We start from the raw sequence: 17,272 nt of genomic DNA, 5'->3' as shown, positions 1-17,272 counted from the left end.
CTAGGCAAGATCCTGAAGATGATTTTGAGAAAAGGTCTTACACCAGATCTCAAGTTCACTAAGTGACATAGGTTTAGCATACACATAGCCCTGTACCAGATCACAATCCATTTCCTTGAGGCCTTCGAGCTGTGCGACATGTTCCACGCCCTCTGCAATGACAGACAACCCAAGGCTAGCCGCCATTGATAATATGGCACGCACCAGATTTTGTGAGTCCGGAGCATGTGCGAACTCATGAATAAAGCTCTTATCAATTTTGATGGTGTTGATGGGAAAACGGCGCAAATAGCTTAGCGAGGAGTAACCGGTGCCAAAATCATCAATCGATAATTGTGCCCCCGTCGCTCTGAGTCCTTCAAGCCAGGCGAGGATGGCTTCATCATCATCCAGCAGAATACTCTCCGTGATCTCAAGCGCCAGGTTGGCCGGCTTGAACCCGGTCTGAGCCAGAATATGGCGCAAGGTTGTGGCATTGAAACCCAGTCTATATTGCTGACTGGAAATATTTGCCGACAAACAGCAATCCAGATCGAGCGTACGATTTAAAGCCGCAATGTCTGATGTGGCGCGCATCAGCATCCACTCCCCTAGCTCAGAGATCAAGCCACTTTCTTCTGCAACCGGAATAAATTCATCCGGTGCAATGTATTGCCCCTGATGTGTCCAGCGAGTCAGGGCTTCAAAACCATGTAGCTGGCCCGTTTTAAGCTCGATGATGGGTTGATAGAACACCTCCAGTTCATTGCTTGTTATGGCTCTGCGTAGCAATTGTTCCAGCTCTACGCGCCGGTTAACCTGTTGCTGCATTGAAGGGGCAAAATAATGATACTGATTACGACCGCTTTCTTTTGCTTTGTACATAGCCAAGTCGGCCCGGCGCAGGATCTCCTGTTGCTCGCGAGCATCATCAGGCATGATGGCAATGCCAATACTGGCGCCACTGATCACCTCAAACCCATTGATGGTGAAAGGCTGAGCCAAACAAGCAAGGATCTTTTCTGCCACTTTTGCGGCATCCTCAACCTCACTGATCTGACTAAGCAACAACACAAATTCATCACCACCGAAGCGGGCCAGGGTGTCGGTACGTCGCACCAGATGGTTCAACCGATTGGCCACTTCCAGCAGTAAATTATCACCCGCGTCATGCCCCATTGCATCGTTAATGCGCTTAAAGCGATCAAGGTCGATAAACAATAACGCACTCAGATGAGGTTGACGCTCAATTTGTTTCAGGTCCTGACAGATCCTGTCCAGCAACAGACGCCGATTTGGCAACCCGGTAAGCGCATCATACATCGCCTGATAGGCTATTTTGGCTTCCTGTTCCTTGCGTTCTGTCATATCGGATAACACCGCAATATATTGCTGAACCTGCCCTTGTTCATCCTGAACGGCACTGATGGCGAGCCATTCGGGGTAAACCGTACCATCTTTACGGCGATTCCAGATCTCAGCCGCCCACTCACCTTTGGTTTGCAGGGTTTGCCACATATGCTCATAAAAACGTTTATCGTGACGGCCCGAGCTAAGCAGGTTCGGCTTTTTGCCGAGGACTTCCTGCTCCTGATATCCGGTAATGCGTGTAAAAGCCGGATTCACCGCCATGATCTCCAGCTCTGCATTAGTGGTCATGATCCCTTCCTGAGTCGCCTGATAAACCGCTGCCGCGGTTTTGAGCTCCGCTTCAACTTCTTTAAACTCAGTTACATCCACACTGATGTAGACATATCCCCCCTCAGCAGTACGCGCATGACGAATTTGCAACCAACGTCCATGCGTTGTCCTTTGTAATCGTTGTGGTGTGTCGCTTTGTTCTTGAACAAACTCCGACTGGCGTTGTTGCCACTCACTCAGCGTTTGTGGAAACTCAGACCTGGAAGCTACCCCGTAGTGTCGCAGCCAGCACTGATTTGTCAGCATCAGTGTTCCCTCGCTGTCATAGAGCGCAAAGCCTTCCTGCAACCGTTCTATGGCATCATGCAACAACTGGCTGGCTTGCAACGCATGATTTTTGGCTTTGTTTAACCGCTGTAAAATAAACAACAAGGTCAACAACAACACCACCGCCAGGCCAAACAACTGCTCACTCAAAGTCCGGGTCTGCCTCAACTGCGAACCATGCAAGTCCATTTGTGCCCCATAAAGGCGAGCAAAGGCCTGCTTACTATTGATTGCCAGATAATCCTGGCGCGTCGCATGGACCTGACGATAGTATTCAACGGCAACCTGGATATGATTGACAAAACGACGACTGAGTAAAGCATGGTTTTGTGATATGACACTCGCCTCTGCCAAAGTCCGAATACGGGTATCCAGCAACAGTTCATCCAGTGGCTGGCCTGAGGTTACCAGGCTGGCGAGTATGGTACTGCCAAGTAATGCCTGAGGATGCTGCGTGACAATCATTTCATCCAGTACCACAGGCAAATAAGTCAGGCCATTGCGCATCCCCACGGCCTGGGTTTTCAGTTGCTCCATCAGTGCCATCTTGTGTCTGAGCAACCTGAGGTAGGCAAGAAACTCCATGCTAACGTGCCGATTTTGCTGCTTATTTGTCAGCTGCTGTAATGCCCTGTCCAGTTGCTGCAGCTCATCAAAATGGCGTAAGTTACCCACACTGAGTTCAAGTGCAAACTTATCTAGTTTGGCATCGATGGATTTGGCATCAAACAAATGAGATACCTGCTCATGTTGGCGCTCACCGGTGGCGAGATGGGCGCGAAAGAAGTACACCATCAAAGCCGTCAGCAGCATTACCAGCAGACACTGGCCAATGACAGGGAAGTTGAGTTTCAGAGAAGGCTTCATTGTGTCATTTCCTGATGCTGGCCAACCAGACTTTCCAGAAAAGCTTCAATTGCCTCTAACTCTGACTGGCTGAGTGAGCGGCCAAGCTGGTAACGGGCCATGGTATTGATAGCGCCTGTCAGGCTTTGCTCACTACCATCATGAAAAAAGTAAGTTTGTCTCGCGGCCAAACGCAGACCCGGCACTTTAAAAGTAAACTTATCGGCCTCACGACCCGTCACGTTATATCGACCGTAATCGGCAGGTTCTATGGGCGTACCACGATCGCCAAAGTAGTCTCCAAAAGTGCCCATTTTGGCGAACATATTGCCACCCACATTTTTACCCTGATGACAATTAATACAGCCATAGTATTTAAATAAGCGATATCCCTCCTGCGCTTGCTCAGACAAACTCCCCTTGCCTTGTAGCCACAGATCAAAAGGCGCATTAAGAGTAATTAAACTGCGTTCATAGTGAGCAATAGCATCACTAATGGCATCACTCGACAGCCCATTTTTATAAACCTGTGTAAAGGCGCTCACAAAGGCTTTATCCTCATTGAGGGTGGCGATCAACACAGGCCAGGTGGTGGCAAATTCTTTTGGGTTTTCTACTGGAAGCGTGACCTGAGCTTTTAAATCAATGGCTTTGCCATCCCAGGCCTGACGAATATTGAATACTGAGTTATAGACGGTAGGTGCTCTCACGTCACCAAGCCGCCCCGCGACTCCTTTAGAGCGGGCTGTGTTGTCAGCGCCATGGGTTGCCAACTGATGGCACGAAGCACAGCTTACTTCGTTATTGCGAGACAGCCGGGTGTCAAAAAACAATTGCCGACCCAATGCAACCTTGCGCGCATCCGTTGCGACACTGTGCAATGGTAAAATGGGCTCAGCTGCGACCCATACCGAACCGAACAACAATGCCCAAATCAGAAATTTCAGTATCACGCTTTAGTACCACTCATAGGGGCTAAACACCTTACTAATGTAGCAGTCCTTAATCCTGGCTGACTTGATATGGAATAAAGAATCGACGATCTCACAAAGCACTATTTTGCAAAAGCCAGCTTCGCCGGTAACCCTCCTCTTTTATCAGCGGACTGGAGAGAAAAATTGCGATAACGAGAGGTGCAAGCCAAAATATTGTCTAAACTTGTGAGATAAGAAGCTTTTTAATCTGATATATGCAATTAAAAACGCGCCTGACGGTGATCCTGGGATTAACAGCACTGGCCCCGATGCTGGTGATTTTCTTACTGGCAATGTTACACAGTACAGAGCAGGCAAAACGTCTGAGCATTTCAGCTGCTCAGGCCAAAGTTTATAATGCAGCTGCTATTTTCGACCGCTATTTCGCTAAGCGCAAAAGCGAAGTGGCGACCCTGGCACGTCAACCAACCTTAAAAATCATGGACTTTGCGGACATCTCACCCATTTTGCAATCAGAAAAAGCCGCCCATGATCAGACTTACGAAAAGTTCATCATTGGACGCCCCGACGGCAGCTTTCACAATACCGAAGGCGGTAATCCCTTTCAAAATATGCTCCGTACCTTCGATGATAAGTCACCAACAGCACGTAAAAGAACCATTTCGCGCCGCGATTATTGGCAGCAAACCATTGGCCGAAATGTAGAGCAAAACGCCGAAGTTTATGTATCTGAGCCGATGATCTCCTACACAACGGGCGTTAAGCAAATTGTAGTCGCAGCAACCATACTGGCCAATGATGGTAAAGTAGCTGGTTTACTGGGGGGCAGCATTCCCTGGCGCGAGATAGACAGGCTGGTACAAGCCGTTTCCAAGCAAGTTGTCCATCAGTTTTATGATAACGCCCGGTTTATGTTGGTATCTCAGGAAGGGATTTATATGTATCACTGGCAGCCGGACAAAATCATTCAGCTCAAACGCGAGCAGGGGAAATTTGTTGTTAATGACATTGGCGAAAAGATCGCAATACGCTTAAAAGTTACGGAAGAAGCAGATCCGCAACTAAAAGAGATCGGCCTGAAGATGATTGCGGGCTTTAATGGCTATGCCCAGCTGGATAAAACCCTCACCCGACCCAAATCTTACATTTTTTATGCGCCCGTTAAGTCCTCAGGGTACAGCATCGCCTTAACTTTACCCGAACATGTGGTGTTCGCCCCGGTGTATGAACTGCGTCAGCAGTTGTTGATTATTCTGGCATTTGCCATTGCCATTTCTTTGCTGGTTGCCTGGCGCTTTTCAAACAGTATATATCAGCCCATTGCCAAACTCACAAAAGCCGCACAGGCACTGACTCAAGGCAACTTTAATGTGTCTTTGTCTACCCGAGGCAAAGATGAACTGGCCAAGCTCAGCCGTGCGTTTGCACAGATGCGCGACAAAGTATTCCAGCGCGAATCTGAGCTGGAACACAGAGTGGAAGAGCGAACTCAGGCACTGGAAATAGCGAAACTCGCCGCAGAAGAAGCGGCCAATGCCAAAAGCCGTTTTCTGGCTAACATGAGTCATGAGATCCGCACACCCATGAATGGTATTCTGGGTACCCTGCAGTTACTCAACCAGCAAAACAGCTTTAACGCAGAGCAAACCACCCTGATCCGGGTTGCCAATGAGTCGGGGCAAAGCCTGCTGACTCTGATTAATGACATTCTTGATATTTCTAAGTTAGATCAGGGCGAAGTATCACTGTACTTCGAGCCCTTTGACCTATATGCGGTATTGCACCATTTGGAGCAGATATTCAGTGAAAAAGTCATTGAAAAACGGCTGAGATTTCAGCTGGTAATTGGCGATACGGTGCCCAAAGAGGTGGTCAGTGATAAACACCGTTTACAACAGGTTTTGCTCAACCTGCTCAATAATGCCATCAAGTTTACCCACGAAGGGTTTATCCGCCTGGAAGTAGAAAACATCGGCAACATGGAGCAAGTAATGCTCAGGTTTACCGTGTCGGACAGCGGCATAGGTATCGCAGAAGACAAGCTCCCGCAAATTTTTAATCCGTTTTATCAGGAAGATGAAAGTACTACCCGGCGCTATGGAGGGTCCGGGCTGGGCCTGTGTATCTGTCAGCATATTATTGACTTGTGCGGTGGTCACCTCAACTGTCAGTCGGTGCAAGGAGAGGGATCTCAGTTTGACTTTAACTGGCCAGTAACCACGTGCTGCCTGATTTATTCAGAAGACAGCGATCTAGTGACGCTGGGAGAATTACATGGCCATATTTTGTTAGCGGAAGATAATGCGGTCAATCAGATTGTCACTAAGGCCATTTTGGAAAAACTGGGCCTCAGTGTCACCATAGTCACCGACGGCCAGCAAGCCTTGCAGCAACTAGAAAAAGAACATTATGATCTGGTGCTGATGGATATGCATATGCCCAATATGGACGGCATAGAAGCGACAAAAGCAATCCGTAGCATGCCTCAGCACATGCAACTCACCATCATCGCCCTGACTGCCAATGTATTGATCAAAGATATTGAAGCCTGTTTTGCCGCTGGTATGGATGATTACATCAGCAAACCCATTGCACTGGACAAGCTCCAGACCGTACTCGATAAATGGCTATCGATAAAAAATGGCTAACCAGACTGTCTCCTGCTCGGGGTCGGTCCAGCTGACTTTATGCTTACAATGGGCTGGAATATTGATGTAATCGCCCGCAGCCAGGCGCTCAACCCGGCCGTCTTCAAATGTGAGTTCACCTTCACCTTGCAACACCAGTACCCACTCATGCTCATTTTGGTCGTACCATCCCTGAGGCGGTGAAGTGTGCCCTTTAGAGACGATCCGCTCGATTTTTAGCTGCTCATGAGACAAGAGTGTCTGAAAGACTTCATCGCTGAGATCAGCTGGTAAGTTAGCAAATAGATTGTTCATTCATGACCCGGATAACTGATATTGATTGCGAAAACTGTATCGTAACTAAGGGGGAATAAAAACAACAACATGGGAAGGATAAGAGATTTGGTGGAGCTAGGCGGGATCGAACCGCCGACCTCTTGCATGCCATGCAAGCGCTCTCCCAGCTGAGCTATAGCCCCAAATCGACGACAAAGATACTAGAAGATTTTTTTGTCTTTGAAAACCCCCAAAGGTAACTTTTTTAAAGTAATTAAGCTGTTAGAATAAAAATCAAACAGGCAGGGCAATATTTTGTATCGCCCGGCCTGTGTTATCAAGGTGTTCTGACGTTCAAGTTTGTTTAGTGCAGTAACTTAAGCGCAGCCTCAAGCTCTTGTTTAATCTCAGCATTTTTCAGCTCACCGACCTCTGAATCAAAATTGTCAAAGAAGCTAGGAACTGACAGACTGGCTTTAACATCCGCAGCAAAATAAGGTGCAGAGCCCACAGCCGATGCCAATACACTTTTTGCACCGCCTGGACCCGGAGACGTGGCCATCATCAGCATAGGCGTATTCTGATATACCTTCATATCGATGCGTGATGTCCAGTCAAACAAGTTTTTGTAAGCCGCTGAATAGCTGCCGTTGTGCTCAGCAAAGGAAACGATAATCGCATCCGCAGCACCAATTTTGGCAAAGAAACGCTGCGCTTCGTCCGGAATGCCACCGTCTGTTTCACGCTCAATGCTGTAAATTGGCATTTCATAATCATTCAGGTCCAGCACTTCGACCTCGGCATTGGGGATCAACGAGGCAGCATAGCTTGCCAGTTGCTGGTTAATAGATTGACGACTGTTGCTGGCTGCGAATACTAAAACTTTCATGGGATTACCCTCTCAAAATAAGACAAATTTAGGTTTGTGCAGGTGCTCACTTTGATAAGCGTTCACCTCAAGCTGATGACAACCAGTGTATATTAGGTTTTAATAATGATTAATAGGGTAAAAGTAAAGTTACTATTTCCATATGAATAATAATCTTTTTGAAGGTATTGAGATCTTCACTGAAGTCGTCGCGAGTAAGAGTTTTATTGCCGCAGCACAAAAACTGGGTCACTCTCCTTCGCATGTCAGCAAAGTGGTCGCCAGACTTGAAGAAAGGCTGGGTGTGCGACTGTTAAACCGCACCACGCGCACATTGGCACTGACGCCGGAAGGTGAGTCTTACTACCAAAATTGCACTCAGCTTATCCAGGATGCTCAGGCCGCAGCACAACAGCTAAATGTGACTGATGACATCCCCAGAGGCACACTTAAAATCACCTGCCCGGTGGCGTTTAGTACCGACTACCTGCAACCTGTATTGGCTGAGTACCTGAACCGCTATCCAAATGTTTCGCTGGAATGGGATCTTGAGGATAAAGCCGTTGATGTGGTTGGCGATGGCTATGATCTGGCCGTGCGGGCAACCCCACAACTGGAAGAATCCAGCTTGATCTGCAAACGTGTTTATCAATGCAAAACCTACGTTGTTGCCAGCCCGGACTATATCAGTCGGTTTGGGCAACCACATCATCCCAAAGAGTTAGAAAAGCATCACAGTATTTGTTATAGCAATCATAAAACCCCGGATCGCTGGGAGTTTAAAGACAAACAGGGCAGCCCCTTTCATGTAGATGTGCGGCAACGGATCTTGTGCAATAACGGTCATATGCAAACGGCCATGGCCCGTGATGGGATAGGTATTGCACGTCTGCCTGCATTCTATGTCGACACGTTTATCGAACAACAGCAACTTATCACTCTGTTTCCTGACTACCCGCAGCCAGAAGTCAACGTATATGTGGTTTATCCAAGTCGCCGCCACCTGTCACCCAAAGTACGACACTTTATCGACCTGTTATCAGAACATTTTGAGCACACAATCAAATCACGACGTGTATTTTGAACCCGTTGTGCCCTGTCGTCAGGATGATTTTTATCAGGGTAAACAAACCACACAGTTTCCACACATTTGTGCACTTTGCACATCGTTATTTGCATAACTCATTAATTTATGGATGATAAAAAATATCTATTTGCACTATTTTATCCCCACAATTGCCATCTAGACTGAGTAATAAGACAACAGCCACTTTGAGGTTTGCATGAAACAACTATTCTTAATCGCGCTATGTAGCCTGCTGGCAGCCTGTGGCTCAGGTTCATCGGACTCAGGTACCTCAACCGCCACAACCCAAACCGATACATCATCGGATGCCAGTAATACTGCGCAAAACGACACAAGTGACAGCCAGGGCGACACCAGTGGCAGCCAGGGCGACACAAATGACAGCCAGGGCGACACAAGTGACGACTCAGCTGATGACACAACACAACCCTCCACATTAAGTCTGACCAGCCCGGCGTTCAACAATCAAGAGGCCTTGCCGACCAGCTACACCTGTGATGGTGATAACCTGTCACCACCATTAAACTGGACAGGTGCACCTGCTGATACACAGGAGTACGCAATCAGCATGGCCACCGCTGCCAATGAGCAGCATTGGCTGGTTTACAATATAGATGGGGACATTGAAACAATGGCAGCCGGCGCCTCAATCGGTACCCTCGGCAATAACAGTGTGAATAACGAACAAACCTATGCACCGCCCTGCCCACAGGCTGCGGGCCAGCACTTCTTCACTTTTACCTTGTACGCTCTGTCTGACAGCCCATCCCTGGCTCAGAATACAAGCGTAGACAGGGACACTTTTCTGAGCGCCATCGATTCTCTGACTCTGGACACGGCCACCTTAACGGTAAGCGTAAACCGCTTTCCTGATGTCACACTCAGCGCCTGTGAACAGGTGCAACAGTCAGTCAGCAACGCTGGATTCAACGATGTTGCAGTCACCTGTGACACTGAATATGCCTATATCACATCCGATACTTACCCGGATCATGATCTGATGAATGGGATCACTGGCAGCAATGAACAGATCCCCGTGCCCGCGCCCGGTTATGCAGCACCCATTCGGCTTGACCGGCAATTAAGTGGCACCCCCACCAGTATCGATGCGGCACTTGGGGTCGCGGTAAATGGTGTGCCTATTTATGATTATTCATCCCAGGGTGAGCTGGATCTATATCAGTACGACCCGAAAGTGGATACCAAGGCACTTGGGCAACTCGATAACTGTGGTGGCCACGCCGGGCGTGGAGATGACTACCACTATCATGCCGCACCCACCTGTATGATTGCCGCCATGCAAAATCAGGGCGATGATGCCATCCTGGGCTGGGGTTACGACGGCTACCCATTGTACGGGCATAACAACCCGGATGGCACTGTAATTGAAGAGGGGACACTGGATTTATGTCATGGCCAGACTGATAGTGAATACGGTTACCGATACCACACATCGGATCAGGCCCCTTATGTGTTTCAATGTTTAATGGGTGAAGTGAATACACAGATCCTGCCCCGTGTTGCCCCTTTAAGTAGCGATAACCCCCAAATGCGCGCTAATCTGACGCCGCCACAAGGCGGTGTGAGCAACCTGCAACATACAATTTTGGCAGATGGTACTCGTAGCATGACCTATTCGCACCAGGGTACCCAGTACTATGTCAACTACACCCCAATCAGTGGACAGGAAAACTGCTACCGGTTTGAACAAAAGACCGTCAGCAATGGCGGGATCGTTGAAACTGGCACCTTGTGCCGATAAAAAGAGGTAAGTCCTATGAAATACCTGCTCTGCCTGATAATGATGAGTGTTCTGAGTCAGGCCAATATCGCTATGGCACACAGTATAGACAGCAATAAAGCCAGGCTCACCCTGAGAGATGGTCAGGCAGAATTGCGTTTACACATTGATATGCAGCACTGGTTCCAGGCCCTTCAGGATCCGGCGGCCTGGATACTGGGTGATACCAATACGGTAATGGCACCCAACCTGACTGCAACGCAGCAACAGGCCTTTATTAAAGACCTGCTTGAAAGCAACACAGTATTGCACCTCAATAAGGCCGTAGTTGCCTTGCAGCTGAAAAGCTTGCACACTCTGACTCACCCTACGGGCCAGGCTGAGTTAGTCCTGGAGGGCTTACACCACAACAAAGGCTTGGAGATTGAACAGGTTAGCCTGACACTGCCCCCCTCACTGGGTGCGATTCACCTTAATGTGGTCAGGCCACAATATCGTATGCTGGCAGCAGGAAAAACGGCACTCATTACTTTTAATTGACGGTGCACACTCAATTACCACGCGTACAGGAGCCACACTTGAACCTTTTCGCCAAACTGTTTCTGGCCATTGTGCTCACTAATCTGGCAATCATTGCGATCCAGCTGGGATTGACGGCGGGCAGCCTGACCAGCGACTTTGCGACCTTGGTTGAGCGCAGTGAAGAAAGTCATATTGCGCAAACTCGTGCGCGTTTGCTGGCTTTTTATCAACGCGAAGGCAGCTGGCAAAAGTTACGCAACAATCGCCGCGTGTGGCAGCAACTGATGCAACCGCAACAAACACAACAACGCCGTGATGGCCGCCATGACAAAGCGTTTAACCCGGCCCAGCATGGTGACCGCCGCTACTTTGACACCGGCAAACGGATCAGTCTGTATGACGACAACAAGCAACGTATTGAGGGTAAGTCCACATTGCAAAGCAACCGCTACCAGCAAGCTCTGAAGCTCGATGGCCAACTCATTGGCTGGCTTGGCTGGGATCCTGCCCGCATCAGTGAACCCGCAGCCAATAAGCAGATAAGCAATGACGAATTTATTAGCCAGCAACTGATCAATTACCTGTGGATTGCCTTGTCAGCACTGTTACTGGCGCTGCTGATGGCCTGGTTCGTCTCAAAACAACTCAGCAGGCCCATTCAAAGACTCATGCAATGCACAGATAAGCTGATGCGAGGGGATTTCAGCAGCCGGGCGAACCAAACCGGCAGTGATGAACTGGCAATACTAGCAAGGCGCATTGATCAGCTGGCACAGATCCTCGAAGATAACGAGACAAGCCGTCGGCAATGGATGTCTGACACCTCCCATGAGTTGCGCACACCACTGACCGTACTCAAAACTCAGCTGACAGCCATCGAAGATGGCGTCTTTACCATGGATGCCGATAAAACAGCACTGTTACTGCGCGAAGTCGATAACCTCAGTCGGCTGGTCGACGACCTGTATCAGCTCACCAGCGCAGATGTGGGTGGCTACCGTTACAGCATGACCGAAATTGACCCTTTGCCACTTCTTATGCAAACTATTCAAGGGCTTGAGAGTAAAATTTCAGAACGCGCTATCACTTTAGATGTGAGCGCACTGACACATGCTATGACGCTTACGCCTCGAGCGGTGATTGCAGACAAAGAACGCCTGTGCCAGCTATTCGCTAACCTGATTGAAAATGCCAGACGCTACACAGATACCGGTGGCCAGATACGGGTCGTGATTGGCCATGAGGCCAGCCGGATGATCATCCGCATCGAAGATTCGGCCCCGGGTGTTTCTGACGAGCAAAAAGTCAGATTGTTTGAGCGTTTTTATCGGGTCGAACCATCCCGAAGTCGCCTGTATGGCGGCAGCGGACTCGGACTGGCTTTGTGCAAAACCATAATAGAAGCGCACCAGGGCAGCATCACACTGAGTGACTCATCTCTGGGTGGGCTCTGTGTCACTCTCAGCCTGCCCTATCAACAACAAGAGAACCCATAATGAACAAGTTGCATTTGCTGATTGTTGAAGACGAAGCCAATATTGCCGACGTACTTATCGCCTATGCCAGGGCTGAGGGATATAACGTCACACACCTGGAACGTGGTGATGGTGTGATCGCATTCCTGCAACACCATCAGGTCGATCTCGTGCTGCTGGATCTGATGTTGCCGGGTGAAGACGGACTCAGTATTTGCCGTCAGGTCCGTCAATTCAGCGACATACCTATGATTATGATCACCGCCAAAAAAGATGAAATTGATCGGTTGCTCGGCCTGGAATTGGGAGCAGATGACTACATTTGCAAACCTTTCAGCCCCCGGGAAGTTATGGCCAGGGTCAAGGCGGTGCTGCGTCGCTTTGCGCCCAGACAGCAAGACGAGCTCAAAGCGGGAGACTTCATTGTCAGCCCGGCTCAATTCACTGCCAGTTATCGGGCTCAACCGCTGGAATTAACGCCCAGTGAGTTTAAGTTACTGACTTTGCTGCTTAGTCATCCACAACAGGTCTTTTCGCGTGCCCAGCTCATTGAACATCTCTACCCCGATAATGACGATATTGTCGACCGCAATATAGATACCCATGTCAAAAATATTCGTAAAAAACTCAGCACCATTGCACCTGATCAGACCCCCATCACATCTGTCTACGGCGTAGGATACAAATTTGCAGGGTAATGGCAGCGATAGATTTACCAATTACAGGCTTTAACCACCTGATACCAGCTGCGCTCAAACGGTCTGACTATCACCGGCTTTGGCAAATTGACTTCAACACCCAGAGGCTTTGCCAGGTGCTGAAATACCAAGCGACGAACATTATCATCCTGAAGCTGGGTGTACGCCAGTTTAAGACTGTTTTTGCTCTGCTGGCTAACCGGGTGACCTTCAAGTTGCATAAATCGGGCATTAACCCAAAGCAACATCGCCTGCTTGGTTTCGTTGGGGAAAGACGCAGTCAGTCTGGAGGTAGGTCCGTATAGGCGCTGATAATTCAACAGTTGCTCTTGGATAATAAAAGCAAATAACAGATTCACCCCCGCAGAGATCTGTCCGGAACGTTTATCTATTTCCTGATAACTGGCAAGCGCTTTTCGAAACTGCACCTCGGCCTCTGCAACTTCACCCAGCTCTAATGCTATGATCCCTAAGTTATTATTGATAATGCCATTTTTTGATGTAATACCGGCCTTATCAGCAATACTCATCGCCCTACCATACAAGCGTCTGGCCTTGGCATAATCACCAAGCTGACGTGAAACCAACGCCAAGCTGTTAGTCAGTACCAGCTTCTGCTGTTCTGACTGAGCGTACTTATAGGCACATTCCAGGCTTTGCCTTGCATCACTAAGGTAATTATGGCGACGTAACCAAATACCCAGCGCACTCAAAGCGGTGGGAAGTTTTTCGATAAAGTACGGGTGATTATGGTGGGAAAAAACGGCTTCCAGGGAGTATTCCATCTGTGCCAATTGATGGGTCGGCACGGCTGCACGCATGCGAATGAAGTGCCAGCGTAAAAACAAAGAGGTCGGTAGCTGCTGAACATTATCAAGTTGATCCAGCAACACTAAGGTCGTTGCCGGGTCTACCGTCAGGTAGTCTTCGGCTTCCTGAAGTTTATCGATCACCTCACTGGGTGTAGCAGCCCATAATGTCACCGGGAACAGCATCATCCACAGGCCAATCATCGCTCGTAACATCACCCGTTCCGCTTTTGCCTATCTCCTGAAACTATAGAATGCACGTAGCAATTGTTCAAAGTCACTCACTGATGTTCAAAGTATATGCGATAAGTGCTGGACCAGATTGGATAATCCACTTCCATCAGATAACAGCGGTAGTTAGCTGGATCCAGGCTGGCATAGCGGAACAGATAATCAAGCTTTTGCTGTTGCATAGCATCCCAGTGCAATGCCTGCGCGCCAGCATTTAAATCAATCAAACGTAGTTCTGGAAATTCAGGCAGGCGCTCGGTCCACATATCCTCTACGCTGAGCTTTCCTTCTTCCACTTTTTGGTTGCCATGATAACAACCGACATTCACGCAGCTGTGACGGTCCAGCTGCTTTTCTATCAGTACCAGTAAGCGTAACTTTTTGGCCGGGTTTTTAATCGAAATACTGGTAGAGCTACACTGACTATCGTGACTTAACGGGTCAACCAGCTCATCCGGATTATTAAAAATAAAGGTTGCATCAAAACGATCATGGTCCGCAATAGGGTCAAAGACCAACCCGCTGTTACCGGGTGAATAACTGGCAAAGGCCTGATGCAGCCCGGGTGTTGATAGCTCTTGCGCAATGCCGATACTAAAACGCTTTGATTCAACACGACAATTGGCATCTATGTTCAAAGGGGCGATGAAATCATCATTGTGAGGATGGGTGTAAAACTGCACGAAAGGTGCGGCGCCCGTCTCACGCTTGATCTGCGATTTGCTGATCATGGCGACTTCCTGCAAAAACCCGTCGCGGCCTTTGCCCCGGGTTAGCACATAGGCACAAAAAATCTCTTCCATACTCATACCAAGCAGCGACTTGGCCGCATAATACAACTGAGCCCGCTTATCCTGACCAGAGAGATGTACATCCCGAGCTTTCACTTCGTCCTCTTGCCGGTTGTCCAGTAATCGTTTTAGTTCTGCATGACTTCTTGCATACTGAGGAATGGTTGCAGAAAAGCGCTCACTTACCTGACGCCACTGCACTATCAAATCACAGGGGATATGCCCTGTCAGCTGCTCACCCAGCACGCTTAGCGCCTGTTGCCCGGGTAAGTGATAGAGTACCTGTTCGCCAGATTTGGCCTTGTATGCATTAAATAAACGCTGACTGGTTGAACGATGACACCCAATATGGCGGGCAAACCCGCCTATGGTTTGTGCTTGCGCAGGCACCGCCCGCATTATTGCCGTAAGTACTTTCTTAACACGCTCACCCAGTCTGCGTAATTCACTGTGCGCCTGATGACTCAGTCCCATGATCTTCTGTATACCGTTTAATTTCTGATAGATTACCCGGGACTGAGCAAAAAAGCGACTAGTTACAGGTGCCTACAGATTTCCATGGACCCCAAGGACCTGACTGGGCTGGATCTTCACCCTGTACCCACCACTGGGCTTCATAGACCTGACCACCTTTAGCAACCAAATCACCTGTGTTGTACACTGTGCTAGGACTCCAGCTAGGAATACCCTGACAGTTGTTGTCACCGCCAACGGTCACTTCTTTTGAAAGGGTACTGCTTTGGCCCTGATCATCTGTCACAGTCAGGCGGATTGTGTAGGTTCCCGCTGCCGCATAGGTATGCGTAACAGAAGACTGTGATGCGCTCTGACCATCGCCAAACTGCCACTGGTTTGAAACGATTTGACCATTATCTGTACTGGTATTAGTCAAAGTAACACTCAAGCCTGACGTAGCCACAGTAAAGCCCGCAACCGGTGCCGGATCGCCGGTACCACCGCAGCTATCCAGTTTCTTCCAGACATTCGGGTATAGATCCGGCTGAGCACCAGAAGACCACCAGATAGCCTCATAGATATCACCCTGATAAGACACTTTGTCACCTAATGCATAAGAAGTGGCACGATCCCAGGGTGATACATCACAAACAGGCGGCTCGCCAATAGACACAACCTGAGACACGCTGGATGTCTGCTGTGCAGTATCAGTCACGGTAAGCGTCACATTGTAACTTCCATCAGCAGCATAGGTATGACGTGGGTTTGCTGCGCTTGAGCGGTTGCCATCACCAAAGTTCCAGTCATAAGCTGTAATGCCATTGTCATCTGTCGCACGATTCGCAAAGCTCACTGTCATGCCAGAAACCGACGCACTAAAATCAGCAACTGGTTTTTCATCCGTCGGATTATCCGGGCTCAGACCCGTTTTACGTTCAATCCAGTCAAGATAGCTGGTTGTACGAGTAAATGCCGTCGCGCCAGAGCAGGCAATACCCCAGCTCACAGTACCTATACTGTAGAAATCGTTACCAACACGGACCGCATAAGGACCTCCGCTGTCACCATTACAGGCTGAACGACCACCTTCGCCGCCACCACAAATGACTGAACCGGGAATGTTGAAGTTAAGCTGACTGCTACAACTTGCATTGGAGATAACAGGTAGCTGAGCTTCGCGCAGCACATCGCTCGGACGACCGCGGTTAGAGGTTAATCCCCAACCTGATACCGTCGGGTAAGCGCCAACGCCGGCATACTGATCCGCAATGGACTGTGTTGGTAACTTAGCCGGGGTGTATTTGCTTGCAGCAGGCGTTGCCAGGCGCAGTACGGCAATATCATAGCCGGAACGGATACCGTTCGCACCACGCCAGTTCTCATGCATAATAATCTGAGATACACGCAAAGTATCTCCGTCACCACGGCTGATGGAATGGGCGCCAACACGGACTGTCAGACTGGCCGTTGAAGCATTGTCCAGACAGTGTGCCGCGGTCAGCACCCAATTTTCGCTCAACAGTGTACCACCACAGCCCTGACGGCCATTCATCAATAATGCAACTTGATATGGTCTTGAATAAGCTGGAGTTTCTATACCACCCACAACACTAGGAGTGATATCAGGCAGGCTCGATTGTTGTGTATTCGCAGAGACGGCGGTTGCTGATAGTGACAATACAGCAGCAGCCAAAAGTGTAATTTTCATGTTGTATCCTTGTATGGTTATTGCTCAAAAAGCAATCTAGAAATAATCTGAGATACACACAAAGATCAATGGCCGAGATGAAAAAAACAACTGGCTAGACCAGTTAAAAATTTAGTCACTTTTTCATCATTAGTTTGTATTTTAACCACTTAAATGTAACAGATGTTTTACAGTTAAACGTGAAATTTATTTCACAAATATTTAGGAAAAATCGCCTGAACAAGTTTGGAACGTTTTAAATAACAAGGACTTAAA

At 48.7% G+C, this 17,272-nt stretch carries 13 protein-coding genes and 1 tRNA gene; 6 read left to right on the top strand and 8 right to left on the bottom strand.

The features are described 5' to 3' along the window. Complete coding sequence (locus QNM19_RS03505; protein WP_049866300.1) at positions 1–2,814, bottom strand: EAL domain-containing protein; 2,814 nt, start codon at positions 2,812–2,814, stop codon at positions 1–3. Continuing rightward, positions 2,811–3,746, bottom strand: coding sequence for a cytochrome-c peroxidase (locus QNM19_RS03500; protein ID WP_284026331.1), 936 nt, complete (start codon positions 3,744–3,746; stop codon positions 2,811–2,813). The genes QNM19_RS03505 and QNM19_RS03500 overlap by 4 nt, the downstream gene beginning before the upstream one ends. Before the next feature lie 236 nt (positions 3,747–3,982). Here QNM19_RS03500 and QNM19_RS03495 point away from each other — a divergent pair, with 236 nt between their 5' ends. Further along, the gene (locus QNM19_RS03495; RefSeq protein WP_284026330.1) at positions 3,983–6,376 is read left to right on the top strand and encodes an ATP-binding protein; all 2,394 of its coding nucleotides are present in this window, start codon (positions 3,983–3,985) and stop codon (positions 6,374–6,376) included. Here the strand turns inward: QNM19_RS03495 and QNM19_RS03490 are convergent. The 3 genes from QNM19_RS03490 to QNM19_RS03480 all read right to left on the bottom strand — a co-directional run bounded on the left by QNM19_RS03490 (position 6,356) and on the right by QNM19_RS03480 (position 7,520). After that, positions 6,356–6,670 (bottom strand): cupin domain-containing protein, encoded by a 315-nt coding sequence (locus QNM19_RS03490; RefSeq protein ID WP_049866401.1) that lies wholly within the window; start codon positions 6,668–6,670, stop codon positions 6,356–6,358. The two genes, QNM19_RS03495 and QNM19_RS03490, sit on opposite strands and share 21 nt — an antisense overlap. A gap of 88 nt (positions 6,671–6,758) precedes the next feature. Continuing rightward, positions 6,759–6,834: transfer RNA gene (locus tag QNM19_RS03485), tRNA-Ala, on the bottom strand. Positions 6,835–6,995: 161 nt separating this feature from the next. Continuing rightward, positions 6,996–7,520 (bottom strand): NADPH-dependent FMN reductase, encoded by a 525-nt coding sequence (locus QNM19_RS03480; RefSeq protein ID WP_049866402.1) that lies wholly within the window; start codon positions 7,518–7,520, stop codon positions 6,996–6,998. A gap of 142 nt (positions 7,521–7,662) precedes the next feature. On the opposite strand from QNM19_RS03480, the gene QNM19_RS03475 reads away from it, so the two are divergent. From QNM19_RS03475 to QNM19_RS03455, 5 genes are all read left to right on the top strand, one after another. Then, positions 7,663–8,583 (top strand): LysR family transcriptional regulator, encoded by a 921-nt coding sequence (locus QNM19_RS03475; RefSeq protein WP_049866403.1) that lies wholly within the window; start codon positions 7,663–7,665, stop codon positions 8,581–8,583. 199 nt (positions 8,584–8,782) lie between these two features. Next, on the top strand, positions 8,783–10,348 hold the full coding sequence (locus QNM19_RS03470; protein ID WP_284026329.1) for a YHYH protein: 1,566 nt from the start codon (positions 8,783–8,785) through the stop codon (positions 10,346–10,348). A 15-nt stretch (positions 10,349–10,363) separates the two neighbouring features. Beyond that, positions 10,364–10,867: a hypothetical protein gene (locus QNM19_RS03465; protein ID WP_049865889.1), complete on the top strand. Its 504-nt coding sequence runs from the start codon at positions 10,364–10,366 to the stop codon at positions 10,865–10,867. Between the two features lie 38 nt (positions 10,868–10,905). Next, positions 10,906–12,345, top strand: coding sequence for an ATP-binding protein (locus QNM19_RS03460; RefSeq protein ID WP_284026328.1), 1,440 nt, complete (start codon positions 10,906–10,908; stop codon positions 12,343–12,345). Next, positions 12,345–13,022, top strand: coding sequence for a response regulator (locus tag QNM19_RS03455; protein WP_284026327.1), 678 nt, complete (start codon positions 12,345–12,347; stop codon positions 13,020–13,022). The genes QNM19_RS03460 and QNM19_RS03455 overlap by 1 nt, the downstream gene beginning before the upstream one ends. Positions 13,023–13,036: 14 nt before the next feature. Here the strand turns inward: QNM19_RS03455 and QNM19_RS03450 are convergent, their stop codons facing one another. The 3 genes from QNM19_RS03450 to QNM19_RS03440 all read right to left on the bottom strand — a co-directional run bounded on the left by QNM19_RS03450 (position 13,037) and on the right by QNM19_RS03440 (position 17,017). Next, positions 13,037–14,047: a tetratricopeptide repeat protein gene (locus QNM19_RS03450; RefSeq protein ID WP_284026326.1), complete on the bottom strand. Its 1,011-nt coding sequence runs from the start codon at positions 14,045–14,047 to the stop codon at positions 13,037–13,039. A gap of 65 nt (positions 14,048–14,112) precedes the next feature. After that, positions 14,113–15,327 carry a hypothetical protein gene (locus QNM19_RS03445; RefSeq protein ID WP_049865883.1) on the bottom strand — a complete coding sequence of 405 codons (1,215 nt, stop codon included), beginning with the start codon at positions 15,325–15,327 and terminating at the stop codon, positions 14,113–14,115. Positions 15,328–15,385: 58 nt separating this feature from the next. Next, complete coding sequence (locus tag QNM19_RS03440; protein WP_049865882.1) at positions 15,386–17,017, bottom strand: trypsin-like serine protease; 1,632 nt, start codon at positions 17,015–17,017, stop codon at positions 15,386–15,388. Positions 17,018–17,272: the final 255 nt, after the last annotated feature.

Source organism: Pseudoalteromonas ardens (genome assembly GCF_030125445.1).
Taxonomy (GTDB): domain Bacteria; phylum Pseudomonadota; class Gammaproteobacteria; order Enterobacterales; family Alteromonadaceae; genus Pseudoalteromonas; species Pseudoalteromonas ardens.
Note: the sequence above shows the minus strand (reverse complement) of the source record. Positions and strands in the feature narration are given on the sequence as shown.

Coding starts and splice junctions, on each gene's coding strand:
- QNM19_RS03490 (WP_049866401.1), bottom strand. CDS start 6,670: ATGAACAATCTATTTGCTAACTTACCAGCTGATCTCAGCGATGAAGTC.
- QNM19_RS03475 (WP_049866403.1), top strand. CDS start 7,663: ATGAATAATAATCTTTTTGAAGGTATTGAGATCTTCACTGAAGTCGTC.
- QNM19_RS03465 (WP_049865889.1), top strand. CDS start 10,364: ATGAAATACCTGCTCTGCCTGATAATGATGAGTGTTCTGAGTCAGGCC.
- QNM19_RS03455 (WP_284026327.1), top strand. CDS start 12,345: ATGAACAAGTTGCATTTGCTGATTGTTGAAGACGAAGCCAATATTGCC.
- QNM19_RS03440 (WP_049865882.1), bottom strand. CDS start 17,017: ATGAAAATTACACTTTTGGCTGCTGCTGTATTGTCACTATCAGCAACC.
- QNM19_RS03470 (WP_284026329.1), top strand. CDS start 8,783: ATGAAACAACTATTCTTAATCGCGCTATGTAGCCTGCTGGCAGCCTGT.
- QNM19_RS03505 (WP_049866300.1), bottom strand. CDS start 2,814: ATGAAGCCTTCTCTGAAACTCAACTTCCCTGTCATTGGCCAGTGTCTG.
- QNM19_RS03445 (WP_049865883.1), bottom strand. CDS start 15,327: ATGGGACTGAGTCATCAGGCGCACAGTGAATTACGCAGACTGGGTGAG.
- QNM19_RS03480 (WP_049866402.1), bottom strand. CDS start 7,520: ATGAAAGTTTTAGTATTCGCAGCCAGCAACAGTCGTCAATCTATTAAC.
- QNM19_RS03495 (WP_284026330.1), top strand. CDS start 3,983: ATGCAATTAAAAACGCGCCTGACGGTGATCCTGGGATTAACAGCACTG.
- QNM19_RS03450 (WP_284026326.1), bottom strand. CDS start 14,047: ATGTTACGAGCGATGATTGGCCTGTGGATGATGCTGTTCCCGGTGACA.